Origin of the sequence: Pseudomonas sp. MYb541 (assembly GCF_037479595.1) — a bacterium.
GTDB lineage: Bacteria > Pseudomonadota > Gammaproteobacteria > Pseudomonadales > Pseudomonadaceae > Aquipseudomonas > Aquipseudomonas canadensis.
In genome coordinates this window covers 78,151-102,253 of record NZ_JBBGYS010000021.1, presented here as the reverse complement: position 1 = coordinate 102,253, position 24,103 = coordinate 78,151, and the positions used below count along the sequence as shown (strand labels likewise).

16 protein-coding genes are annotated in these 24,103 nt (G+C 58.2%); 7 read left to right on the top strand and 9 right to left on the bottom strand.

Annotation, left to right across the window (positions count from 1 at the left end; translation table 11 throughout):
* Positions 1-211 precede the first annotated feature (211 nt).
* Genes WH299_RS15055 through WH299_RS15040 form a run of 4 tightly spaced genes read right to left on the bottom strand, consistent with a single transcriptional unit; the run spans position 212 to position 4,098 of the window.
* On the bottom strand, positions 212-985 hold the full coding sequence (locus WH299_RS15055; RefSeq protein WP_339550660.1) for an enoyl-CoA hydratase: 774 nt from the start codon (positions 983-985) through the stop codon (positions 212-214).
* An 11-nt stretch (positions 986-996) separates the two neighbouring features.
* On the bottom strand, positions 997-2,124 hold the full coding sequence (locus tag WH299_RS15050; RefSeq protein WP_122685042.1) for an acyl-CoA dehydrogenase: 1,128 nt from the start codon (positions 2,122-2,124) through the stop codon (positions 997-999).
* Positions 2,125-2,133: 9 nt separating this feature from the next.
* Positions 2,134-3,318 (bottom strand): acetyl-CoA C-acyltransferase, encoded by a 1,185-nt coding sequence (locus WH299_RS15045; RefSeq protein WP_339550658.1) that lies wholly within the window; start codon positions 3,316-3,318, stop codon positions 2,134-2,136.
* A gap of 12 nt (positions 3,319-3,330) precedes the next feature.
* A complete protein-coding gene (locus WH299_RS15040; protein WP_122727082.1) occupies positions 3,331-4,098 on the bottom strand; it encodes an SDR family NAD(P)-dependent oxidoreductase in 768 nt (255 codons plus the stop codon).
* Between the two features lie 201 nt (positions 4,099-4,299).
* Here WH299_RS15040 and WH299_RS15035 point away from each other — a divergent pair, with 201 nt between their 5' ends.
* From WH299_RS15035 to WH299_RS15010, 6 genes are all read left to right on the top strand, one after another.
* Positions 4,300-5,193, top strand: a complete 894-nt coding sequence (locus WH299_RS15035; RefSeq protein WP_028616182.1) for a bestrophin family protein — start codon at positions 4,300-4,302, stop codon at positions 5,191-5,193.
* 70 nt (positions 5,194-5,263) lie between these two features.
* Entirely contained in the window at positions 5,264-6,322 is a 1,059-nt protein-coding gene (locus tag WH299_RS15030) for a tetratricopeptide repeat protein (RefSeq protein WP_028616183.1), read from the top strand.
* 144 nt (positions 6,323-6,466) lie between these two features.
* Entirely contained in the window at positions 6,467-7,966 is a 1,500-nt protein-coding gene (locus WH299_RS15025) for an ATPase domain-containing protein (RefSeq protein WP_339550657.1), read from the top strand.
* Positions 7,966-9,636 (top strand): ATP-binding protein, encoded by a 1,671-nt coding sequence (locus WH299_RS15020; RefSeq protein WP_126570297.1) that lies wholly within the window; start codon positions 7,966-7,968, stop codon positions 9,634-9,636. Before WH299_RS15025 ends, WH299_RS15020 begins: the two co-directional genes overlap by 1 nt.
* Positions 9,637-9,784: 148 nt before the next feature.
* On the top strand, positions 9,785-12,544 hold the full coding sequence (locus WH299_RS15015; RefSeq protein ID WP_339550656.1) for a hypothetical protein: 2,760 nt from the start codon (positions 9,785-9,787) through the stop codon (positions 12,542-12,544).
* 28 nt (positions 12,545-12,572) lie between these two features.
* Positions 12,573-13,568: a hypothetical protein gene (locus tag WH299_RS15010; RefSeq protein ID WP_339550654.1), complete on the top strand. Its 996-nt coding sequence runs from the start codon at positions 12,573-12,575 to the stop codon at positions 13,566-13,568.
* Between the two features lie 43 nt (positions 13,569-13,611).
* Here the strand turns inward: WH299_RS15010 and WH299_RS15005 are convergent, their stop codons facing one another.
* From WH299_RS15005 to WH299_RS14985, 5 genes are all read right to left on the bottom strand, one after another.
* Positions 13,612-13,989: a response regulator gene (locus WH299_RS15005; RefSeq protein WP_003217591.1), complete on the bottom strand. Its 378-nt coding sequence runs from the start codon at positions 13,987-13,989 to the stop codon at positions 13,612-13,614.
* A 78-nt stretch (positions 13,990-14,067) separates the two neighbouring features.
* Complete coding sequence (locus WH299_RS15000; RefSeq protein WP_123477511.1) at positions 14,068-15,261, bottom strand: hybrid sensor histidine kinase/response regulator; 1,194 nt, start codon at positions 15,259-15,261, stop codon at positions 14,068-14,070.
* Positions 15,255-15,860: a chemotaxis protein CheB gene (locus WH299_RS14995; RefSeq protein WP_126570299.1), complete on the bottom strand. Its 606-nt coding sequence runs from the start codon at positions 15,858-15,860 to the stop codon at positions 15,255-15,257. Before WH299_RS14995 ends, WH299_RS15000 begins: the two co-directional genes overlap by 7 nt.
* Positions 15,857-16,687, bottom strand: coding sequence for a CheR family methyltransferase (locus tag WH299_RS14990; RefSeq protein ID WP_012724198.1), 831 nt, complete (start codon positions 16,685-16,687; stop codon positions 15,857-15,859). Before WH299_RS14990 ends, WH299_RS14995 begins: the two co-directional genes overlap by 4 nt.
* Complete coding sequence (locus tag WH299_RS14985; protein ID WP_122727093.1) at positions 16,688-20,185, bottom strand: response regulator; 3,498 nt, start codon at positions 20,183-20,185, stop codon at positions 16,688-16,690.
* 262 nt (positions 20,186-20,447) lie between these two features.
* Between WH299_RS14985 and WH299_RS14980 the strand changes: the two genes are divergently transcribed.
* Positions 20,448-24,026 carry a hypothetical protein gene (locus tag WH299_RS14980; RefSeq protein WP_339550653.1) on the top strand — a complete coding sequence of 1,193 codons (3,579 nt, stop codon included), beginning with the start codon at positions 20,448-20,450 and terminating at the stop codon, positions 24,024-24,026.
* Positions 24,027-24,103 lie beyond the last annotated feature (77 nt).

Below are 24,103 nucleotides of genomic sequence, written 5' to 3'. Positions count from 1 at the left end.
CCCCCCCCCCCCCCCCCCCGGGCCCCCCCCCCCCCGCCCCCCGGCCCCCCCCCCCCCCCCCCCCCCACTACAGGGGATTTTTTCAGCTTCTGAAAGTTGTGTAGGTACCTATGCTGCGATGCAGGCACCCCGGTTTATCTGTCAGACCGAGGTGATGCTATCGCAGGCAAGCCAGCTCCCACATTTGATGCTCAGTGTTTGGACGATCGCATTATTGATCTTTGAACTCGGGCGCACGCTTGGCCACAAACGCCGCCATGCCTTCCTTCTGATCCTGCGTCGCGAACGCTGCATGGAACACCCGGCGCTCAAAACGCACGCCTTCCGACAGGCTCACTTCAAACGCACGGTTCACGCTTTCCTTGACCATCATGCTGATAGGCACTGACTTGCCAGCAATCAGAGTGGCGACTTTCAGCGCCTCTTCCAACAGCTCATCAGCCGGGACGATACGTGCGACGATCCCGCAGCGCTCGGCTTCTACCGCGTCGATAAAACGCCCGGTCAGGCACATTTCCATGGCCTTGGCTTTGCCCACGGCACGGGTCAGGCGCTGGGTGCCGCCCATGCCCGGCAGTACGCCGAGGTTGATTTCCGGCTGGCCGAACTTGGCGCCGTCGCCTGCCAGGATAAAGTCGCACATCAAGGCCAGTTCGCAACCGCCACCCAGGGCAAACCCGTTGACGGCGGCAATGATCGGCTTGCGGCGGTTGGCCACACGATCGCTGTCGCTGAACAGGTCATCAAGGTAGATCTGCGGGTAGGTCAGCTCGGCCATTTCCTTGATGTCGGCACCGGCGGCGAAGGCTTTCTTGGAGCCCGTCAGCACAATGCAACCGATTTCCGGGTTGGCTTCCAGGCCATCCAGTGCCTGGTTCAATTCACTGACCAATTGCGTGTTGAGAGCGTTCAAGGCTTGCGGGCGATTGAGGGTAATCAGCCCGACGCGGCCTTGGACGTCGAGCAAAATGGTTTCGTAACTCATGTATCGGCTCCTTAGAGATTGCGTGAGATGACCATGCGCTGGATATCGCTGGTGCCTTCGTAAATCTGGCAGACCCGCACGTCGCGGTAGATCCGCTCCAGGGGGAAGTCGCTCAGGTAACCGTAACCGCCCAGGGTTTGCAAGGCGGCCGAACAGACTTTCTCGGCCATTTCCGAGGCGAACAGCTTCGCCATCGAGGCTTCCACCAGCGCTGGCTTGCCGCTGTCACGCAGGGCGGCGGCGTAATGCACCATCTGCCGGGCGACCGCGATTTGCGTGGCCATGTCCGCCAGGCGGAAGGCCACGGCCTGATGTTCAATGATCGGCTTGCCGAAGCTTTCACGCTCACGGGCATAGTCGCGGGCGGCTTCAAAGGCGGCACGGGCCATGCCCACCGCTTGTGAAGCAATACCCACACGGCCGCCCTCAAGGTTGGCCAGGGCAATCTTGTAGCCTTCGCCCTCTTCCCCAAGACGGTTGGCGACTGGCACCTTCACCTCCTCGAACAGAATCTGACAGGTGTCGGACGCATGCTGGCCGAGTTTGTCCTCGACCCGCGCCACGCTGTAGCCCGGCGAATCGGTCGGCACGATGAACGCGCTGATCCCGCGTTTGCCCGCCGTCGGGTCGGTCACGGCAAACACAATCACCACCCCGGCGTTTTGCCCAGAGGTGATGAACTGCTTGCAGCCATTGAGCACGTAATGGTCCCCTTCCAGGCGTGCGCGGGTTTTCAGGCTGCTGGCGTCGGAACCGGCCTGGGGCTCGGTCAGCGCGAAGGCACCGAGCATGGCGCCGCTGGCCAGGGGCTTGAGGAATTGTTCTTTCTGCTGGTCGTTGCCGAACTTGAGGATCGGCACGCAACCTACCGAGTTGTGCACGCTCATGATGGTGGAGCAGGCGCCATCACCCGCGGCAATTTCTTCCAGGGCCATGGCGTAGGCCAGGTAGCCGGTGTCGCAACCGCCCCACTGTTCTGGCACCAGCATGCCGAAGAAGCCCAGTTCGGCCATTTCACCGATGGCTTCCTTGGGAAAGCGATGCTCGCGGTCCCATTCGGCGGCAAAGGGTTTCAGGCGCTCCTGGGCAAATTGCCGGGCCGCGTCGCTGATTTGCAGTTGTTCGTCATTGGGCAGCATGGTCAGTCCTTAGTACAGGCATTCAACAGCCATGGCCGTGGCTTCACCACCGCCGATACAAATCGCTGCGACGCCACGCTTGAGGCCGTTCTGGCGCAGGGCCGAAAGCAGCGTCACCAGGATCCGCGCACCAGAGGCGCCGATCGGATGGCCCAGGGCACAGGCGCCGCCGTGGATATTGACCTTGGCGTGGGGGATTTCCAGCTTGCTCATGGTCACCAGGCTGACCACGGCGAAGGCTTCGTTGATCTCGAACAGATCCACCTCATCCAGTTTCCAGCCGGTCTTGGTTATCAATTTGCGGATAGCGCCCACCGGCGCCACCGGGAACAATCCTGGCTCATCGGCAAATGCCGCATGCCCACGGATCACCGCCAAGGGCCTGAGGCCACGTTGCTGCGCCTCGGACTGACGCATCAGCAGCAAGGCCGCTGCGCCATCGGAAATCGAGCTGGAGTTGGCCGCCGTTACCGTGCCGCCTTCACGGAACGCCGGTTTCAGGCTGCTGATCTTGTCCAGCTTGGCCTTGGGCGGCTGTTCGTCATGCAGGACGGTTTTCTGCTCCTTGCCCACGGTGACCTGCACCGGAACGATCTCGGCGGCAAAATTGCCATGGGAGATCGCTTCCTGCGCGCGGGTCAGGGACGCAATGGCAAACGCATCCTGGGCCTCGCGGGTAAACCCGTTGTGCAGGGCACAGTCCTCGGCAAAGGTGCCCATCAGGCGGCCTTTGTCGTAGGCATCTTCCAAGCCGTCGAGGAACATGTGGTCCAGCACCTTGCCGTGGCCCATGCGGTAGCCACTGCGGGCGCGGTCGAGCAGGTACGGTGCGTTGGACATGCTTTCCATGCCACCGGCAATCACCACGTCGACGCTGCCGGCCAGCAGCGAATCATGGGCCAGGATCACGGCTTCCATGCCCGAGCCGCACATCTTGTTGAGGGTGGTGCAGCGCGTGGCCTTGTCCAGCCCGGCGCCCAACGCCGCCTGGCGTGCGGGTGCCTGGCCGAGGCCTGCGGGCAGGACGCAGCCGAACAGCACTTCATCCACGGCATCGGTGGCGATACCGGCCCTGTCGACGGCCGCACGAATCGCGGCGGAACCCAGCTGCGGCGCGGTCAGGCCCTTGAGGTCACCCTGGAAGCCACCCATGGGCGTGCGCACGGCGCTGACAATAACGATGGGATCGGTCATGGAAAATCCTCCTTACTTGGCTGCCATGCGCAAGGCACCGTCGAGACGGATCACCTCGCCATTGAGCATGCTGTTTTCAATGATGTGCCGCACCAGCGCGGCGTATTCGGCGGGTTTGCCCAGGCGTGGCGGGAATGGCACGCCGGCCGCCAGGGATTCACGGACTTCCGGGGTCATGCCAGCCATCATTGGCGTCTCGAAAATGCCGGGCGCGATGGTCATGACGCGGATGCCAAAACGCGCCAGTTCACGCGCGGCCGGTAGGGTGAGGCTGGCGATGGCGCCCTTGGACGCGGAATACGCCGCCTGGCCGATCTGACCGTCAAACGCGGCAACGGAGGCGGTGTTGATGATCACACCGCGTTCGCCGTCGGCATTCGCCTCGGTTTCGGCAATGGCAGCGGCTGCCAGGCGCAACAGGTTGAAACTGCCGATCAGGTTGACGTTGATCACTTGGGCGAAGCTGGCCAGGCCATGGGGGCCGTTCTTGCCGAGGATTTTCTCGCCACGCACTACGCCGGCGCAGTTCACCAGCCCATGCAACCCGCCGAAGGCTGCAACAGTGGCCTGTACGGCGGCTTCGGCGGCCGCTTCCTGGCTGATATCCGCCACGCTGCTACGGGCATTCTCGCCCAGCTGCTGGGCCTTGGCCGCCACGGCATCGGCGTTGAGGTCTACCAGCATCACCTTGGCGCCTGCCGCTACGAGCATTTCAGCGGTGGCCGCACCCAGGCCGGAAGCGCCGCCGCTGACCAGGAAGATCTTGTTTTCAATCTGCATTGTTATTCTCTTTAACGGTCCGAATCATCGAAATAGTCGCCCCAGAGCGCCACTGCGGCAATGGTCAAAGCCCTCAACCTGCCTGACTGGTTTGGCCAGTCATCGACCCCGCCGATCAGCCAGTCAGCCCAAGCGATTGGACGGGCGCAGTGCGTGCTTCTAACCTGATGGGCTGCACCAACACAGAAGCTCGCCCCCTGAATGATAGTCCGACCCAAACCCAACCTCCTGGGCATCCTGTTTTCCCTCAAGGGTTCGATAGCCAAGCGCATCGCCCTGCGCAGCCTGTTAGTCACCCTGCTGGCCTCGGTGATCGTGCTGGTGGAAACCCTGCACCCGGCGTATTTCTCCAAGGTCAATGCCACGCCATTCACCTTGCTCGGGCTGTCACTGTCGATCTTCATGAGCTTTCGCAACAACGCCTGCTATGACCGTTGGTGGGAGGGCCGCAAGCAACTGGGGCAGATGATCATCGATGTGCGCTCGTTGATCCGCGAAACCCAGGTGCTGCGGGATCCGGCCGAGCGTGCGGGTTTGCTGCGCAGCGTGTGCGGCTTCGCCCATGGCCTGGTCGCACGGCTGCGCCATGAAGATGAAGCCCAGGCCATAAAGCCGTGGAGCCAGTTCCAGGCCAACCATCCCAACCTGCCCGACAACCTGCTGCAACAGGTCGGCGCACGGTTTTGCGCATTGGCCGAGCAAGGCGTGATCAGCGAATGGCGCTACACACAGTGGGAGGCGCGCCTGGTCAGTCTCAGCCAGGTGCAGGCGTCCTGCGAGCGGATCAAGAGCACGCCGCTGCCCTTTCCCTATACCTTGTTGCTGCATCGCACTATCTACCTGTTCTGCATCTTGCTGCCGTTCGCCATGGCCGAGCCGTTGGGTTGGTTGACGCCAGTGTTCACGGCCATCGTCAGCTACACGTTTTTCGGCCTCGATGAAATCGGTGATGACCTGGAGGACCCGTTCGGCTTTGACGAAAACGACCTGCCCTGCAATGCCCTCCTGCGCACTCTGGAGCGCGAAGTATTGGCCGCCCTCGGTGAAACCGATCTGCCACCGCCTTTGGAACCGGTGGAATACGTGCTGACCTGATGCGGGTTTGACACCTGCCGTGGTCTGACCGAAGCTGACGGCTTTGCTGCCCACGCTTTCGGACGCCTGCATGTCAAAGTCACGCCGTTACTCCCTCGTCGGCCTGTGCGCCCTGTTGTTGATTGTGCTGATCACCTGGTATTTCTCTCGCTCCACCCCGGTGGCTGTAGCGCCCGCTATTGCCCATGGTTACTCCAAGGCCCTGAAACAGGCGCGTAACGGCGAGCCTGGGGCGGCGCGGGTGTTGTACCAGCAACTGGGCCGGCCGGACCTGTCCCCCGAGCGCCGCGCTGCGTTGCATGCTGAGTTGCCTAACTATCCCAGTCCCCAGGCCCTGAAGCTGGCAGACAAAGACTTGGCCAGCGAGTCGCCCCTGGTGCGCGAGGCCGCCATTCACAGTATTGTCGGCCTGGTCCCGACCGGTCAGCGCACGCTGTTGCTCGGCCCCGTGCTGGACGATCCCGAGGAGGAGGTACGGTTTGCCGCCGCCAACGCGTTGCTCGGTTTATCGCCAGATACCTTGGGCCTCTATTTTGGTCCGTTGCAGCAGGTACTGGACGAGTTCGTGAAAAAACTCAAGGCCCAGCCCGAAACGGCCGAAGGCTGGATTCAACTGGCACGCCTGTACATCCACAGCGCGCTGTTGCCGGAGGCGCAAAATGCCCTGGAACAGGCGATGCGCCTGCAGCCAGACAACCTGCAAGCCGTCGTCGCGCAGATCGAACTGCTGGATAAACAAGGGAAGACCGATGAGTCCCGCCAGTTGCTCGCGCGTCAGTTGTCCGCGCACCCCGAGTCGGCCTACCTGCAGCACGCGTTGGGCATTTGGCTGTTGCACCACGGCGAGCGGCCCTATGCACTGCTCGGTCTGTCCAAGGCCGTTGAGCTGGAACCGGACAATCAGGACTATCGCTACGACCTCGCCACTACCCTGCACGCCCAGGAAGAACTGGAGGCGGCCCAGCGCCAACTGGAAGAAATCATCCAGCGCCACCCCGCCAATCGCAAGGCACGGGTGTTGCTGATCAATTACTGGAAGGAAAGCGGTCAGTTGCAGAACGTCCAGGTCCTGCTGGCGCAGCTTGAGCAACAGAATCCGGATGATCCGGCGTTGCAGCAAGGCCTGTAGGTCCAGGCTGAAAACGTGTAAACCCAAGCAATCGTTGCACAAACTTTACGAAACGTTGAACCGCTAAAGGCCACTACGGTCAAGTAAATATGGCGCACCAAGAGCGGCGCGCCCCTCTATTTGAACGTGACCTGAGGGCACTCCTTGTCTACATCCAACGAGCTGTTCAGTGAAAAGGCCGCCACCGGCATCGAAGGTCTGGATGACATTCTTTCCGGGGGACTATCGCGCAGCCACCTGTTCCTGCTGGAAGGTGAACCAGGCACCGGTAAAACCACCGTCGCCCTGCATTTTCTGCAGGCGGGCGCAAAGAACGGTGAGACTTCGTTGTACATCACCTTGTCCGAGACCGAACGTGAACTGCGTCAAGGTGCCAAATCCCACGGCTGGGACTTGGACGAGAATATCCATATCTTCGAGCTGACCCCACCGGAAAGCCTGCTCAACGCTGAACATCAGCAAAGCCTGCTGTATTCCTCGGACTTGGAACTGGGCGAAGCCACGCGGCAAATCTTCGAGGTGGTTGAGCGGGTCAAGCCGACCCGCGTGGTCGTCGACAGCCTCTCCGAGATCCGCCTGCTGGCGCAGAGTTCTTTACGTTATCGTCGACAGATCCTGGCGATCAAACATTACTTCGTCCGTTATGACGCGACCGTGCTGCTGCTGGATGACCTGACCACCGAATCCTTGGACAAGACCGTGCACAGCGTGGCCCACGGGGTGATTCGCCTGGAAGAACTGACGCCCAACTACGGCGCCGAACGTCGCCGGGTACGGGTGGTGAAGTACCGGGGCCAGAAGTACCGTGGCGGCTTCCATGACTTCACCATCATGCAAGGTGGTGTGCATGTGTTCCCGCGCCTGGTCGCGGCCGAGCACCGTGGCGGCTACAACCGCGAGACGCTCACCAGCGGCATCCGCGAGCTCGATTCGCTGCTTGGCGGCGGCATCGAGACGGGCTCCAGCAGCCTGATCCTCGGCCCGGCCGGTACAGGCAAGTCGCTGATCTCGATGATTTTCGCCGCCGCCGCCGTGGCCCGTGGCGAAAAGGCGGCGCTGTTCATCTTCGATGAAGAGTTGGGCCTGCTGTTCGAGCGCATGAAGAATATGGGCATCGACCTGGCGGCCTTGCAGGCCACCGGCAATCTGCTGATCGAGCAAGTGGACGCCGCTGAGCTGTCTCCCGGCGAGTTCTCCCACCGCGTCCGGCGTTGTGTGGATGAGCGCGGGATCAAGACCGTGGTCATCGACAGCATCAACGGCTATCAGGCCGCAATGCCGGAAGAGAACGCACTGATCCTGCATATGCACGAGCTGTTGCTGTACCTGAACCGCAGAGGCGCAGCCACCTTCATGACCGTCGCCCAGCATGGCCTGGTCGGAGACATGCAGGCGCCAGTCGATATTACTTACTTGGCCGATACGGTGATTCTGCTGCGTTACTTCGAGGCAGTCGGCGAGGTGCGCCGCGCCATCTCGATTATCAAGAAACGTACCGGCTCCCATGAGTCGACGATTCGTGAGTACCGCATCGGCAGCCGTGGCATGACCGTCGGCGAGCCGTTGAACAACTTCCAGGGTGTCCTGCGCGGCATTCCCACCTACATGGGCGCCGGCTCTCCCCTGCTCAAGGACATGGGTTAGTGACGGTCGTGACACCTGTCTCCGAGCGCGCGATCATCCTCGCGCCGCTGGGACGTGACAGCTCGCTTGCGCTGATGATGCTCAATGAGGCCGGTTACAGTGGCATCATTGCCAGCGATCTGGGCACGTTGTGCGAGGCATTGGAGCACGGCTGCGGTTTACTGATCATCGCCGCCGAAGCGCTGCGCGGCGTTGACCTCGAGCCCTTGCTGGAGCATTTGCACCAACAACCTGCCTGGTCAGACTTGCCTATTGTCCTGATGACCCACCACGGCGGCAGCGAACAGAACGGTTCATCCCGGTTCAGCGGCTTGCTGGGCAACGTGACGTTTCTGGAGCGTCCGTTCCATCCGGTGACGCTGATCAGCCTGGTCAGCACCGCCCTGCGCGGGCGCCGTCGGCAGTACGAAGCACGGGACCGCCTGATAGACCTGAGTGAAAGCGAACTGCGCCTGCAGCGAACGCTGGAAACCCTCGAGCAACAGGTCGAAGAACGCACTGCCCAACTGCGTCACAACGAAGATGCGCTGCGCCAATCGCAAAAGATGGAAGCGGTCGGCCAGTTGACCGGCGGCATCGCCCATGACTTCAACAACATGCTGACCGGCATCATCGGCAGCCTGGAGTTGCTGCGAAGGCGCGTGTCCCGGGGCAAACTGGACGACCTCGACAGCCTGATCGACCTCGGCGTTACCTCGGCCAATCGTGCCGCCGGCCTCACCCACCGGCTGCTGGCGTTCTCCCGCCGCCAATCCCTTGATTCAAAACCTGTGGAGATCAACCAACTGGTCACGTCCATGGGTGAGCTGCTGCAACGCAGCATCAATGAAAGCATCGCCCTGGACATGCGCCTCACCGGCCACCTGTGGACCGCCGAGGCCGACCCCAATCAATTGGAAAGCGCCCTGCTCAACCTGGTGATCAATGCGCGAGACGCCATGCCCAACGGCGGCAGCCTTACCGTGGAAACCACCAACCGCCACCTCGACAACGTGTTCACGGCCGCTTATGGCACCTTGGAACCCGGTGACTACGTCGAATTGAGTGTCAGCGACACGGGCTGCGGTATTCCGGAAAGTGTGATGGGGCGTGTATTCGATCCGTTCTTCACCACCAAACCGATCGGCCAAGGCACGGGCCTGGGGCTATCGATGATCTATGGCTTCGCCCGCCAATCCCATGGCCACGTCACCATCCACAGTGAAGTCGGCAAAGGCACGACGGTCAGCCTGTTTCTACCTCGATTCATCGGGGAAATCGTTGCGGACGTGGCGGCTGACGCGGCGCTGCTGCCTTTCGCCAACGCGGGAGAAACGGTGTTGATCGTCGAGGACGACCCCGCGGTGCGGGTGTTGGTCAGCGCGGTGCTCAAAGAGTTGGGCTATGGCTTTGTCGAGGCCGGTGACGCCAACACTGCGGTGCCGATCATCGAATCCGATCAGCGTATTGACCTGATGATCAGCGATGTCGGCCTGCCTGGCATGAACGGCCGGCAACTCGCCGAAATAGGCCGGCAGATCCGCCCGGACCTCAAGGTGCTATTCATTACGGGTTATGCCGAACACGCGGCCGTGCGGGGTGGGTTCCTGGACCCGGGTATGCAGTTGATCACCAAGCCATTTACCTTTGATTTGTTGACGGCGAAGGTGCGGGAAATGATACGGGCGTGATGATGAAACACGGGGCGACCTTGAAACATTGAGGAATGGTTGCTCTGATTTGATGTGGAATCTCCTTTTGTTATTTCAACACGAATGTTTGCCAACGGATGTGTGAAAACGCCGTAGCTAACGTTGAAATCGAGAAACAGGGACCACAATGACGACTCTTACCAGCAGTTCACATTACGCGCTGCGCACTCCTGCGAATGCTGCGCCTCTGCAAACATCCGTAGCTCAAACGATCACCCGTCACCGGCGTGAAGCCACCGCTGAGCCAGTGCCGCTCCCAGAGAGCGGGAGCAGTCGCGAGACCGGCGACAAAGCGTTGGCTGCACTGTATGGCCACGCGCTGCTGAAAAGCCTCGAGGGCAGCCATGACGAGGTCATGGTCGAGAATGTTCCGCACCATTCGACGTTTGGCCAGTGGTGGGCTCAGTTAGGTCGAGCCATGGAGTCGCGTGGGGTTAAAGATTGGCTTGTAAAGCAGAACGCTGACAAGAACTCTGTGAAAATCAGCCCCGAGTCAGGTGAAATCTCCTTCAAACTCAAGAGCCGAACGGCCTCCGACAGAAGGATAGAGAGATACGGGCCCTCCAATGCACGCTGGGCAGATGTAGGCAGGTTCGTCAAGGAAGCTGGCAGTGTCGCATCATCGAATTACCCTTTTTCTTTTCAACCGCCGCTTTCAGAAGACAGCAGCAGCGTACCGCTGTGGCTGATTGGAAGATTCTACGGAGAGGGTAACTTATCAGACGATGAGGCTCGGACGCGCGCGCAAGCGTTAATACGTGACAACACGTTCGTTGAGCGCCCCAGTGACTACTACGGGTACCTTGATGAAGCGCGCAGCGAAGACAAACTAGGCGAACAGAAAGCGGCGCTGGCAGACAATAATACCCGGCTAAACGTAGTGATCTCACTTAAAGATTTGATCTCGACGGTGACGAAGGATCCAAAAACAAGCGATCAGATACTCGACCTGTTGAACACGACCAGGGTCCGGGTCGAGCCTGACAGCACGTATCCGCAAGCGCTTTTAAACGCAAACAACACGACTAGTTTGAAGGAGTACATCACAGAAAAGGGCTGGAACATTCCCAAGAGTCTTCCAGAACTGAGAAACCTTGAAGCAGCGATCTTGTCCCCAGCTCCCCAACCTACACGCTATGGCAATTATGGCGGCGCACTGGCATGGCCAATACCGCTCAGTACTATCAACCAGCAAAAATTGAAAGCTATGCTCAACCGCGGGGAAATTGGCAACATCAGCACTGGCAGCGCCAAGTCCGTACTGGACTATTTGATGCAAGGCAGAGTGTTTGATCCTTCCGACTTGCGCAACCCTCGATCCGTGATAGATACCTTGATCCAGTCACCCAAGGGCAAGGCGCTGGGCGAAGCAATCAAAGCTGAATTCGACGCGTTGGAGGTCGAATGCAGTGCTGAGGACTGGTTACTGACAGCGCTGAGTTTTTTCAATCTTCATCCGACATACCCTATGAGTAGCAAGGGCGACATTCCTGTTGCTCAGCTGGAACGCGGCGATGCTTTCGGCCGATCTGCCCAACAGATCTTTACACGTGTAGCCGATGACCTATTGTCCAGCGGTGCAGCGACATCGCCAGAGAACGCCCGCGTTCACGCGCATTTATTGCTTTCATCCCAGGCGCCTGAGTACTTGGTGAAGGACATCCCAGAAAAAGTAACCCTTGGCTCACATAGCTGGGTCAGCTTTACTACTGCGGTGGCGCGTCTGGAAGCAAAGTCGCCCGGCTCGACGGCATCCATGAGCTATGGCGATGTCATGCTCGCCGCTGAAATTGCTCCGATTTCAGCGCAAGAACAAATTATCGAGTACGAAGCTCAGGAGCGTGCGCTCAAGTACTGGGGCCTTGCCAATGGTTTGGGTTACCCCATGAATGAGACATCAAAGAAAGAAGTGCGCGATGCTTACAATGAACAAATCAGTGAGTTGAAAACAGCCTCTGGCGCTCAGAACACACCGATGCCGATTGCCAAGGACATCGCATTGGCGGAGCTGAAAAAGGCTCTGCCGGAAATGACCGAGAAACAGTTTGAAGAAAAGTGCCTGACATTGGAGCCCTATATCCCAGACTACCCTGGGCCTTATTCGGTGCTTGATCTTTACCTCAAGGGTAAATTTGAATTCTATTCAGAGCCCCCGCAACGTGCAGCCACCGACCTTCAAGGTAACTTCATTACGCAAGACGCGTATAAAGGAACGCTTGTTTCATCTTCGACTAACGTCAATATAACTGAGCTATTACCCACTTTAGAACAGCTGCCCAATGCAGCAGAATCATTCACAAAGCAATTTTCAGAATACAGTCATTCAATAGAGAGAAATACCGCCGCCCAAGTAAAGCACCTGATCGCAACACAGCCCTTGAATATCCGTCGAGATTTGGAGTTTGGCAGCATTACTGTCATGCGTGAGGACAGCCTTAAATGGACGAAAACGCAGGCGGCCAAGGCACCGGACATCCTTCCTCGCGAGCATAACAATTTGATAGTAAGAATTGTGCGAAATGGACAGACCCGAACCTATGAGATAGATCCGACAGCAGGCCGCGTGATTGAGCGCTTGGATTTGAATGGTGTGGCGGTTGGCGGTATAAGATTTCCGGAAAAAAGGCTTGTAGAGATAAAACCTGAGGGCTATGCAGACTATATTTACACTGAGCATCCTCACTCTACGAGTATTCCATATAGTTTTGACAGTTCTAGAACACATCTAATAGCCGATGCATTCAAAGAGCACATTGATATAAAAAGCTACAGGGATGAGGCGCAAGGGTTGACTACCTTTGATACTGAAATACCTTTTTACAAAAAGGCTCAAGACTTCTTTCTCAATTTGATTCCTCTAAGGTCTGCGATCGTAAATTTTTTCTAACGGTAAGATTCAGGATGGTTTCGAAGATTTGGCGTTTGATGCATTTGGCTTTGCAATAGGTATTGGCACGGCTGCAAAGGGCGCAAAGGCTTTACATGCGGGGGCTACAGCAGCGAGCAAAGCTATCAAGGTTGGGAAAATACTTGGCCGCGCAGCCGTAGGCGCGCTTAACCCCTTCGATGGCCTTATTGGCCTTGGTCAGATAGGCGTCGGGCTCGCAAAAAAAGGCAAACATATAGTAGTCGACGGTTTCAGATCAATCACACGTAACGCTGACGACGTGGGGAGCGTACTGTTATCCAGCAAACACTTGAATAAGGCATCCGTCGGTACTTTTAAGGTCAGCAGCGAGACCGTACAAGGCCCCGCGATTTTTAAAAATGATAACTGGTATGCCTATAATCCAACTAAAAATGAAGCGTTTGGCTCCGCCCTCGTAAACTTCAAGCCTACCAATGCCTCCCGCCCTCTCTCTCACGCTGACCTGACCAAAAGCTGGGACAAGCTAATGGCCAAACCTGGCAGAACACCTGGGGTCTGTTATACGGCGTCAGTGCAATTGGGAGAGGCGGAGAAAGCACTCTCCAGCAACGTTCTCGACGCTATTAGAAAGTCGGCAAGCAGAGTGCCTGGCACTAACTACACGCCCGCATACCTTGAATTAATGGGCATAAATCCTGCTAATACGAAATCAATATTTAATCCCGCAGAAATTTCCGAGTCAGGGCTTATTAACTTTAAGTCGCTCCACGGAGAAAAAAACTTTACACACACTGTTTACCTACAAAAAACCGAGAAAGGCGAGTTATTTCTATATAACTTCAATGGCCTTGCCTTGGACAGCGCTATGCTAAAAAACGGCCATCCGTTGAAACAAGTAAGCGGTGGGGGCTTCGTCTATGATATCAGCCACGGCAACCACAAAGGCCTTCAGGACTATCTCGATCATCCAATTGATGGTGCTGAATATACCTTCACTACAGCGGGAACGCTCAATGCCAACGTGCAGAAGTTGAAAGCCTAAACCCTGCGAAATGTGCGGCGTCCTTTTGCAGACGCCGCCCTGCTCATGCCAGCAAGCGCTGGATATGCTCCTGCAACGTATCCAGGTCAAACGGCTTGGCCAGGATCGGCGCGTTGCGCGTGATCGGACTGTTGCAGTCGAGGATTTCCTGCGGGTAACCGCTGATGAAAATAACCTTCAATTCCGGTCGCAACTTGATCGCCGGCTCGGCAATCTGCACGCCGGAGATCCCGCCCGGCAAACGGTAGTCCGTCACCATCAAATCCAGGTGCGGCTTGGTCGCCAGAATTTCAAAGGCCTGCTCCCCATCGATCGCCTTCAACACCCGATAGCCCAGGCCAGCCAGGTATTCACCCAGCACAAACATAATGGATTCGTCGTCCTCGACGATCAGTACGACATCTTGTGCATCTTCACTCATGGGAAGCCTTAGTCCGGTCAGTTGCTGCAAGTACGACCATGGGGTCACGCAGAGGTTGCGTCGAGGTGACGATTGAATTCATGCCGCGGCCTGCAATGGCAGGCATACCCGGAACAAGGCGCCCTCGCCTATCTGGCTCTCGACCTCGATGGTGCCACCATGGGCTGCAACGATCTGCTCGGAAATGAACAGCCCGAGGCCCAGGCCCGCAGCCACTTGGCTGGCGGACACGCGCTCGAACTGTTGGAAAATACGCTTCTGGTTTTCTTCGCTGATGCCGATCCCATGGTCGCGCACCTCTACCCGCGCCTCGCCATGCTCGCTGTACACGCGCACCGCCACCGGGCTCTTGGCCCCGTAGCGCAGGGCGTTGGTCAGCAGGTTGGTCACCACCTGTTCGATACGGAACTCATCCCAGTTGCCTTCCACCGGGCCGTCGGCAACCAGTGTCATGGACGAATCCGCTGCGGCGACCTGGGGGGCGAAGTTCTCCACCAGATTGCTCACCAGTTGGGTCAGGTCGAAGTGGGCCGGGCGTATTGAAAGCTTGCCGGTGCGGATGCGCGAGACATCGAGCATGTCTTCGATCAGGCGGATCAGGCTCTGGATCTGGCGCTCATCGCGGTCGACCATGGCGTGCATCTTGTCCAGGGTGAACGCGGCGGCATTGTCACGGGCCAGGTGCATCTTGCGCAGCTGGGTCTCAAGGATCAGGCCGTTGAGGGGCGTACGTACTTCGTGGGCGACGATCGACATGAAGTCGTCACGCATGCGCACGGCCTGTTCCAGCTCGGCCTGGGTCGCCTGCAGGCGCGTCAGCAGCAGTTCCTGCTCGCGACGGCTGCGCTCCAGGGCCTCGACCTGTTGCTTCATGGCCTTGCTTTGGCGGAACAGGTCGACGAACACGTTGACCTTGCTCTTCACCGCATGGATATCCAGCGGCTTGTGCAGGAAATCCACGGCGCCGCTCTCGTAACCCTTGAACGCGTAATTGAGTTCGCGGCCGGCTGCGCTGACAAACACGATCGGGATGTTCTTGGTTTTCTCGGTACCGCGCATCAATTCTGCCAGCTCGAAACCATTCATGCCGGGCATTTGCACATCGAGAATCGCCATGGCGAACTCGTGCTCCAGCAACAGGGACAAGGCCTCGTCGGCACTCAATGCCTTGAACACCTGGCGGTCCTCGCGCTTGATCAGCGCTTCAAGGGCCAGCAGGTTTTCCGGCAGATCGTCGACGATCAGCAGTTTGGCCTGGATAGTACTTAACATGGGGAATATTCCAGGGAAGCCAGCAATGAGCCAATGTGGCTCAGCGTCAGAATGTGGTCGGGTGTATGCAGCGCCAGGGCTGCACGGGGCATGACGGCAACGCGTGCTTCTGTGGGCTCTTGCACCACAGTGGTTCCACCTTGTTGCTTGACATGGGCCAAGCCGCGCGCGCCGTCATGGTTGGCGCCGGTCAACAGAATGGCCAGCAAGCCCGTGCCATAGGCATCGGCGGCGGATTCAAAGAGGTAATCAATCGCCGGCCGCGAGTGGTGCACGCGGTCTTCCTGGCTCAAGGACAGGCTGCGGTCATGCTCTACCGACAGGTGATAGCCAGGGCCGGCAAAATACAGGGTGCCCGGCTTGATCACTTCCTTGTCACGGGCTTCCACCACGGGCATGGCGACGCGGCGGTCGAACACTTCAGCCAATTGGCTGCGACGCTCGTCCGGCAAGTGCAGCACGGTGATGATCGGCAAGCCGAAATCGGCAGGCAGCTCGGCGAAAATCGTCAGCAACGCCTCCACGCCACCGGCGGAGGCGCCGATGACGATCGCTTCTATGCCCCGGACCGATGCCGGGCTGGCAGCCGCTTGATTCATAGTTTGCGGTAGATCCGTTCCTGTTTGACCAAGGGTTCGAACTGTTTGCCGTAGGCGGAGAAATCCAGGGTCTCCTTGCTGCCCAGCACCAGGAAGCCGCGATGGCACAGCGACTCATGGAACAATCCAAACGCGCGATCCTGCAATTTTTTATTGAAATAAATCAGCACGTTACGACATGAAATTAATTGAGTTTCTGAGAATACACTGTCGGTCGCCAAGCTGTGATCGGCAAAGGTGACATTTTCGCGCAGCGTTTTATCGAATATCGCGTAATCGTAAGCCGCGGTGTAGTAGTCGGCAAATGAACGTTGCCCACCGGCCTGCTGATAGTTGGCAGTGTAGGCACGTACGTTCTCCAGGGAAAAAATGCCCTGCTTGGCCTTATCCAGGGACGCCGGGTTGATGTCGGTGGCGTAGATGATCGTACGCTCCAGCAAACCCTCCTCACGCAGCAGGATGGCCATGGAGTACACCTCCTCGCCCGTGCTGCAGCCGGCAATCCAGATCTTGATCGACGGGTAAGTCTTGAGCAGCGGCACCACTTCCTGGCGGATCGCCAGGAAGTGCGACGGGTCACGGAACATCTCGCTCACCGGAATCGTCAGGAACTGCAGCAACTGCATGAACGCCGCCGGGTCGTGCAGCACACGCTCCTGCAAGGCGGAAATGGTCGCACAATCGAACTGGCGCAAGGCATGGGCCACGCGCCGCTTCACCGACGCCCCGGAGTAATCGCGGAAGTCGTAGCTGTACTTGAGGTAAATCGCCTCGATCAACAGGCGCAGCTCAATGTCGCTGCTTTTTTCCAAGAAACTTCGCTCCACTTAAATGCGTTCCATCTTCGGTAGCCATACGCGAATCAGTGAGAACAGACGGTCCAGATCAATCGGCTTGGCCAGGTAATCATTGGAACCGGCCGCGAGACAGCGCTCCTGATCGTCCTTCATGGCCTTGGCCGTCACGGCGATGATCGGCAGCTTCTTCCAGCGCGGGTCCTGGCGGATCAAGGCGGTGGCCTCGTAACCGTCCATTTCCGGCATCATCACGTCCATCAGTACCAGGTCGATATCCTCGACTTCATTGAGTTTGTCGATGGCTTCACGACCATTACGCCCGATCACCACCACGGCGCCTTTGTGCTCCAGGGCGCTGGTCAGGGCGAAGATGTTGCGTACGTCGTCGTCCACCAGCAGGATTTTACGCCCCTCAAAGACCTTGTCGCGGCTGCGGGCGGTCTTGAGCATCTTCTGGCGGTCATGGGACAGCTGGGATTCGACTTTGTGCAGAAAGAGTGTCACTTCATCCAGCAAGCGCTCCGGCGAACGTGCACCTTTGATGATGATCGAGCGCGAATACTTGCGCAGCTCAGCCTCTTCATCGCGGGTCAGGTTGCGCCCGGTGTAGACGATCACGGGTGGGAATGAGCAGATGTCCTCGGTCGCCATGCGCTTGAGCAGCTCGTTGCCAAGCATGTCTGGCAGCTTGAGGTCGATGATCATGCAGTCGTAGATATTCGTGCGCAGCAGGTCCAAGGCCGCCTGGGCGTAGCCGACGTCGGTGATCTCGATATCATCGTCGCCGATCAGGCGCGCAATGCTGTCGCGTTGCAGGTCATCGTCCTCAACCAGAAGCACGCGCTTGACCTTCTGGGTCAGCTTGGCTTCCAGGCGCGCGAACACGTCCTTGAGTTCTTCGCGAGTGGTTGGCTTGACCGCATAGCCGATGGCGCCCATGTGCATGGCGGCTTCGACGCGGTCTTCCACGGAAATCACATGCACCGGGATATGCCGGGTGCTGGCATGTTCTTTCAGGCGTTGCAGCACGGTCAGCCCGGAATGGTCCGGCAGGCGCATGTCCAGCAGGATCGCATCGGGTACGTATTCCTCGGCCAGGCTGTAGCCTTCGTCCGCGCCGTGGGCCACCAGGCAGTTGTAGCCCAGCTCATGGGCCAGGTCGAAGAGGATACGGGCGAAGTTGGGCTCGTCTTCCACCACCAAGATGCAGCGCGTGGTGAACGGCGCCTTGTCGCGGTCGTCGGCAAAGCGCGGGATCAGCTTGGCGTCGGCCACTGGCATCGGGGACACCTTCACGGGTGTCGGCGCAGGCGTCACCACCACTTGGCGCGGTTGTTCAATGGGGGCAGCGTCTTCTTCGCGCTCGACATACTGTTCCGGCAGGATCAGCGTGAAAATGCTGCCCTTGCCCGGCTCGCTGGTCACGCTGATGTAGCCTCCCAGCAAGGTCGCCAGGTCGCGGGAAATCGACAGGCCCAGGCCGGTGCCACCGTAGCGACGGTTGGTGGTGCCATCCGCCTGACGGAAGGCTTCGAAGATGCTTTCCTGCTGATCCGGCGCAATGCCAATGCCGGAATCGCGCACGGCAAAGGCAATGCCCTCCCCCGGTGCGCGGGACACTGACAGGCTGACCTCGCCCTGTTCGGTGAATTTGACCGCGTTGGACAGCAGATTCTTGAGGATCTGCTCCAGGCGCTGGCGATCCGTGAACAGCATGCCCGGCGCGCCTTCCTGCACCTCCACCTGGAAGCCCAGTTTGCGATCGGCCGCCAGCGGCTCGAACATGCCACGCAGGCCGTCGACCAAGCGTGCCACGCTGGAGTTTTCCGGGCGCATTTCCAGCTTGCCGGCCTCAACCTTGGAGATGTCGAGGATGTCGTTGATCAGGTTGAGCAGGTCATTACCGGCGGAGTAAATCGACTCGGCGAACTTGACCTGTTCAGCGCTGAGGTTTTCCTGGGGGTTCTCGGCCAGCAGCTTGGCCAGGATCAGCGAGCTGTTCAGCGGTGTACGCAGCTCGTGGGACATGTTGGCGAGGAATTCGGACTTGTACTTGCTGGAACGCTGCAGTTCTTCAGCGCGATCTTCAAGCTCAAGTTGAGCCTGGTTCAGTTCAACGTTCTTGCGGTCCATGGCGTCACGTTGCTCGGCCAGGGTTTCGGTCTGCTCGGCCAACTGCTCGTTGGTTTGCTCCAGCTCCGCCTGCTGGGTTTCCAGGTGGGCCTGGGATTCCTTGAGGATGCGTGACTGTTCTTCCAGCTCTTCGTTGGCGGTCTTGAGCTCTTCCTGCTGCACTTGCAGCTCTTCGTTGAGCTGCTGTGTCTCGGCCAGCACTTCCTGCAAGCGCTGGCGATAGCGGGCGGCTTCGATGGAGGTGCCGATATTGCCGGAAATCAGCTCCAGGAGCTCGATGTCGCGCTCTTCCAGAGGGCGCAGGAACCCCAGCTCAAGCACCCCGTTGACCCGCTCGTCATTGTTGGTCGGCACCACCAGTACACTGCGGGTAGTGCTTTCACCCAGGCCGGAGCTGACTTTGAAGTAATCCACCGGAACGTCATCCAGGCGAATCAGGCGACCCAGGTTGGCGGACTGCCCAACGATGCCCTCGTCGCTGTAGATCGACTGTTCCTGCTGCTCCTGCTCGCGGGAGAAACCATAGGTGGCCACGCGCTTGAGGCCGCCATGTTCTTCACGCACGTACAGCGCGGCGACGGCCGAGCCCATGTACTGGGCAAAGAATTGCAGGATATTGCGGCCCAGCATGTTCAGGGTGAGCTGGCCGAGCACCTGTTCGGCCAGTTCGGTCTGGCCATTGCGCAGCCAGGCTTGTTGTTCCAGGCGCCGCGCGATCTTCTGTTGTGACGCGAGGTTATCGCTGTAACTCTCTGATAGTGAAATTAAATTCTTGCGCCCGATGTAAGCCAGAAAAGCACTCAACCCCAATACGAACGCCAAGTACAAGGTGACACTGATCACCGTGGTACGGGTAACCTCTTCATTCCGGGTGATGCGGAACTGCTGCTCCATCGCCACCGCGTCGTCGTATTCCTTGCGGATCTCGTCCGTCAGGCGCTTGCCACGACCGGCCTTGACGGCGCTGCGGTAGTCACCGCTCTCACGCTGCATATCAATCATCGACTGGGCGTATTTGTTCCACTCGATTTGCAGGGCTTCCAGGCGTTTGAGGCGATCCACCTGTTGTGGGTTGTCGGCCACCAGGTCCTGCAAATTGCGCAAATCGGCAATGATGCGCGGCTTGGCCACTTCGTAAGGGTCGAGGAAATGCTCGTCACCCGTGATCAGGAAGCCGCGCATGCCGGTTTCCAGGTCAACGGTCAGCTTGGACGACTCATTGAGGTTATTGATCACCCGATCGGTGTGTTCAACCCACTGGATCACCGACAACAGATAGGTGATCAGTACTACGAAGAACACCGCGCTGAGCACGCCCACACTCAAGGGCAGCGCGACGTTTCGGCTCAGGAGGTTACGAAAGCTCTTTTCATCGATGGACGACGCTGGAGTCATGGGCATGCCTTGGCCAAGTGTGGAAAAACCGGGAGTTTGCCCCAAAGTTACGGTTCAACGCTATTTTTCTGCCATTTCAGTCGTTCGCTTATGTATCGGCTCTCAGCGCGTCCATCCTTTTTCTTACGGTCTCAAATCCTAATACTTCGCCTGCACCAAATTCGGAACTTGGTTGGGTAGCTTTCCCACTGACCTTTGCGTCTGGGAAAATGGAAGATCCGCGTGATAGACGCACACCTTTATTCTTACATGGTGCACGCGCATGACTATCTCTTTGCAATCCCGTTACGTTTCATCACCCACTCCCCTCTCCTTGCAGACGTCGGAACCTGCCCAACTTCCGCCAGCCGCGCCTCCAGTGTCTAGCGACAAGGCGTCTGAGCAAACGGAGCAACCACTCGCCGTCAGCACACTCGATCGTCCCTTCAATCTCAACCAGGCGTTGGGTCATAACCATAACTTGAAGGTTCTTGGAGACAAGCTTGCCCAGGTGGCTGATCGTTTAGGCCCTGACGCGTCCTCAACGGCAGTCCTTCACGCGCTGAAAACAACGCCCATGACGCTTCATTCAGATTCGCCAGGTTTCACGGCGCTGGGTGAGCACACTACGCTTGAATCATTTGTCAACCACCTTGGCTTGCGTTTGCCTCACGACCATTTCTCTCTGGGCGGGCTTTCGGACGCGGTGATCAACCGGTCGCAGGAACACCCGCTGGGAAGTTTGGACGGAGCACTTGGTTGGCCGGTGCCAATGAGCGAAAGCGGGCAGAAAACGTTACGAACTCTAGGCCGCCGGCTTGCGCTGACTAAAGGGTATAGCGGACGACTGTTGGAGTACTTGAGGAACAACGCTAGGCTTACCGCTGACACGCTGAGGGATCCGGTCAACACGCTAAACACGCTTGTAAGTTCTCCAACGGCGCAACAGGCGGGAATATCATTTCGGGACCATATGAGAGGGATCCCCACTGATACAAGCACCCTGGACTACCTGCTGGCTGCACTGGTACTGCAACTTGACCATGACCCCGATCCGGGCTCCAGCAGAGTCCCTAAACGCAACACTCTCGGGGGGTTCGATCTGGCCAGCGAAAACCACTGGGGCAAGCCCGCGTCCGAGATAGTGAATGGCCTGAAAACGCATTTATCGGACCCGCTCAGGGCTGGCCCCGAGATGGCGGATGCTGGCACACACCTGTTATTGGCCGCTCGCGCGCCGGTTTTTCTGATCAAGGACATCCCGGACAGGGTGACTTACGGCAGCCCGGCCTGGGTCAACCTCGCGGTGGCTGCTGCAACAATAGAAGCCGAAACGCCTGGACGCTTGGCCAGCATGACCTTTGCCCAAGTCATGCGTGAAGCCGAAGGCGCGAGCCTGGCAAACCCCGCCGTCACTGCAAACGCGCAACGCAGCGCATTGATTGATTGGGGCGTGGCCAATGGTGTGCTGGAAAAAAAAGACGACCATCAATACTCAGCCGATGAACTAAATACGCTGGTGACCACCTTCAAAACCCGCCAATCGTCAATGGCGCAGGCAGCACAGGCCTTTGAGAAAGACATCCCCTCCCGTAAAGAAATGGCGCTGGCGGAGCTTAAAAAACGCTTTCCGGGCCAGGAATCAATGTTTGAAAACAAAGTGATCACGGCGCTCCCTCATAGGTCGGCCACTGAGTTCGGCCCACACTCCCTGTTGGACGTCACCATGATGTACGCTGACGCTAACTCAACGTACACCTCTACCGACCCCCGGACCCCCGTGGCGCAACTGAACGAGAACCCAGGGTTTGGAGTGCTCGCTGCGTTTCAATCGCAATTCAAAAACGCCATCGAAGAAAAGAAGGCTGCGGTCAGTACCTCCATCAAGCACCTGATTTCTCAGTTGCCTCTGCAAGATCGCGAAAACTTTGAATATGGCAAGGTCAGTTTTTATCAAACCCACTCCCAAAAACTGGGAATGGGTTTCTTTGACAAGACGCAGCTACCAAAAGACCCGAAGTTGCTGGTAAGGATTGAGCGTGACGGGGTGCCTATTGCGTATGAAATTGACTTCAATGGGGGCGCTATCCGCAAGGTCCCGGAAAGTGACGCAACAACGGGTACCTGGCGAGCGGCAAATATCGTGTATGAAAAGAAAGCGTTCACGCCCTCTGTAAACGCGACCAACCTGAGCACTGAGCAATCAGTGCCCAACGACCCGCGGCTGGACAGCTTCGCTTCGACGCGCACTCAACTTATCGCTGACGCCTTTGTCGAGCATATTAATCTCGATGACCCCGCTATCCATGAGCAGGCACTTGGGCAGACCACGGGCGATAAACATCGCAAAGCAGCCAATACCGTCGGTCATTTCATGCTGGACTTGATCCCTTTTGTTTCGACAGTCAAGAACTTTAGTCAGGGAAAAATTGCCGAGGGTATTTTCGATCTCGGACTGGACATATTTGGCTTCCTGACCGCAGGTGTGGGCACGGCCGGAAAGCTGACGAAGATCGCCGGTAGCACGGTGTCCACCGTGACCAAAGTGGCACGGGCAACCAAAGTCATTGGCGCGGCTGTTTTCGGGCAACTCAACCCCGTGGATGGTGTGATTGGCCTTCTCGGGGGCGGCGGGAAACTTATCGGTGCAGGGGTCAGCAAGATCGCTGAGGGGGTCAACAAACTCAGGGGGGCGAGCGGCAGTTACGACCTGCTGAAAGCCGCCAGCGTAGACAACATCGTCGTTGCAACGGGCAGCCTGAAAGTAGGCGAGCAGAGTATCGACAGCGCCGCCGTCCTGAAAAATGGCAAATGGTATGCGTTCGATGTCGACAAGATGCGTCCTTATGGCGCGGCGCTTGAGGGCTTTACGCCAACAAAGGTAGCGGCAAAGGGAGAGCTCAATCAAAGCTTTACCGACTGGCTCTATAAAAAGTTGGCGGGTGATTCGTTACCGCCCCAAGGGCCACCTACCGTATTGGGCCTGTATGTGCCCGCAGAGTTCGAGACCACATTAGCCAGGGCACGACGTCCTGAGAACGCTATCGACTTCGACCGTGGCTACGAGCTTGGAAAGCTGGACGACGTGCCAGGCTACTCGTCGGGCATGAGTATTATTGAGCTTCAGGCCCTGGTTTCCCTGCCCGGAATGAGCGCCCGGGATGTAGGCACCTTGGTCAAACAAATCGAACGCCAGAAAGTACAGCTTATCCAGGACGGGTTTCTACTGTTTCAGCGGGACATCCAAGAGGCCGGTGGCACGGTGATTCCCATGCCGCAGGAGTTTTACCTCAGTCAGACCCACTTGGCGTCACCCGGCGAGTGTGCGGGCATGGCCAACACGTTGGCGCTGGCCATGCAGTCTGGAGACGAAACGGTCTTCCTGGGTAATATTTTCAAGGCCGCCGCCAACACACGCGATCCCAACGCTGCGCGCTTCATCGGCGACCTCAGATCGTTTCACCATTCAGTCAGCGGTCACCAAACTTTCCACATGGGTAAACGGCCACGGCAAATCCCCTATGACCAGATCGCTTCCGAGCTGACCAGCGCTTCGCCGCCACGGACTCTCAGGATTGCCACGCAGGATCATGCATTGGTTGCCGGCGTAACGGAAAGGAATGGCCAGCCCATCTGGTTCTACTTTGACCCAAATTTCGGGCTCGCAAAATTTGATTCAGCCGAAGCCATGGAAAAGGGACTGGAGCGCACCTTGAACCGAGGTACCAGCCCCTTCCGGCACAGGGCATATGGAGAGAGTCGAAGCACGCCTGAGTACCAAGTGAGTGACTTTGATACGGCGGATATGGCAGCCTACCGCAATCAGGCAGACGTTGCCCGGATGGCCTCGGCCCCATTGTAGGTAAACGAGCGGACCGGCGGGACATTCTTTCTCACTGCAGTCACAATGCCAGCAACTCTTTCGGAACTTGCTGGCAT

Excerpts from the sequence above, each read along its gene's own strand:
- WH299_RS14995 (WP_126570299.1), bottom strand. The coding sequence starts at position 15,860 with ATGAATCAAGCGGCTGCCAGCCCGGCATCGGTCCGGGGCATAGAAGCG.
- WH299_RS15055 (WP_339550660.1), bottom strand. The coding sequence starts at position 985 with ATGAGTTACGAAACCATTTTGCTCGACGTCCAAGGCCGCGTCGGGCTG.
- WH299_RS15040 (WP_122727082.1), bottom strand. The coding sequence starts at position 4,098 with ATGCAGATTGAAAACAAGATCTTCCTGGTCAGCGGCGGCGCTTCCGGC.
- WH299_RS15015 (WP_339550656.1), top strand. The coding sequence starts at position 9,785 with ATGACGACTCTTACCAGCAGTTCACATTACGCGCTGCGCACTCCTGCG.
- WH299_RS14980 (WP_339550653.1), top strand. The coding sequence starts at position 20,448 with ATGACTATCTCTTTGCAATCCCGTTACGTTTCATCACCCACTCCCCTC.
- WH299_RS15030 (WP_028616183.1), top strand. The coding sequence starts at position 5,264 with ATGTCAAAGTCACGCCGTTACTCCCTCGTCGGCCTGTGCGCCCTGTTG.
- WH299_RS15035 (WP_028616182.1), top strand. The coding sequence starts at position 4,300 with ATGATAGTCCGACCCAAACCCAACCTCCTGGGCATCCTGTTTTCCCTC.
- WH299_RS15050 (WP_122685042.1), bottom strand. The coding sequence starts at position 2,124 with ATGCTGCCCAATGACGAACAACTGCAAATCAGCGACGCGGCCCGGCAA.
- WH299_RS15005 (WP_003217591.1), bottom strand. The coding sequence starts at position 13,989 with ATGAGTGAAGATGCACAAGATGTCGTACTGATCGTCGAGGACGACGAA.
- WH299_RS15000 (WP_123477511.1), bottom strand. The coding sequence starts at position 15,261 with ATGTTAAGTACTATCCAGGCCAAACTGCTGATCGTCGACGATCTGCCG.
- WH299_RS14985 (WP_122727093.1), bottom strand. The coding sequence starts at position 20,185 with ATGACTCCAGCGTCGTCCATCGATGAAAAGAGCTTTCGTAACCTCCTG.
- WH299_RS15045 (WP_339550658.1), bottom strand. The coding sequence starts at position 3,318 with ATGACCGATCCCATCGTTATTGTCAGCGCCGTGCGCACGCCCATGGGT.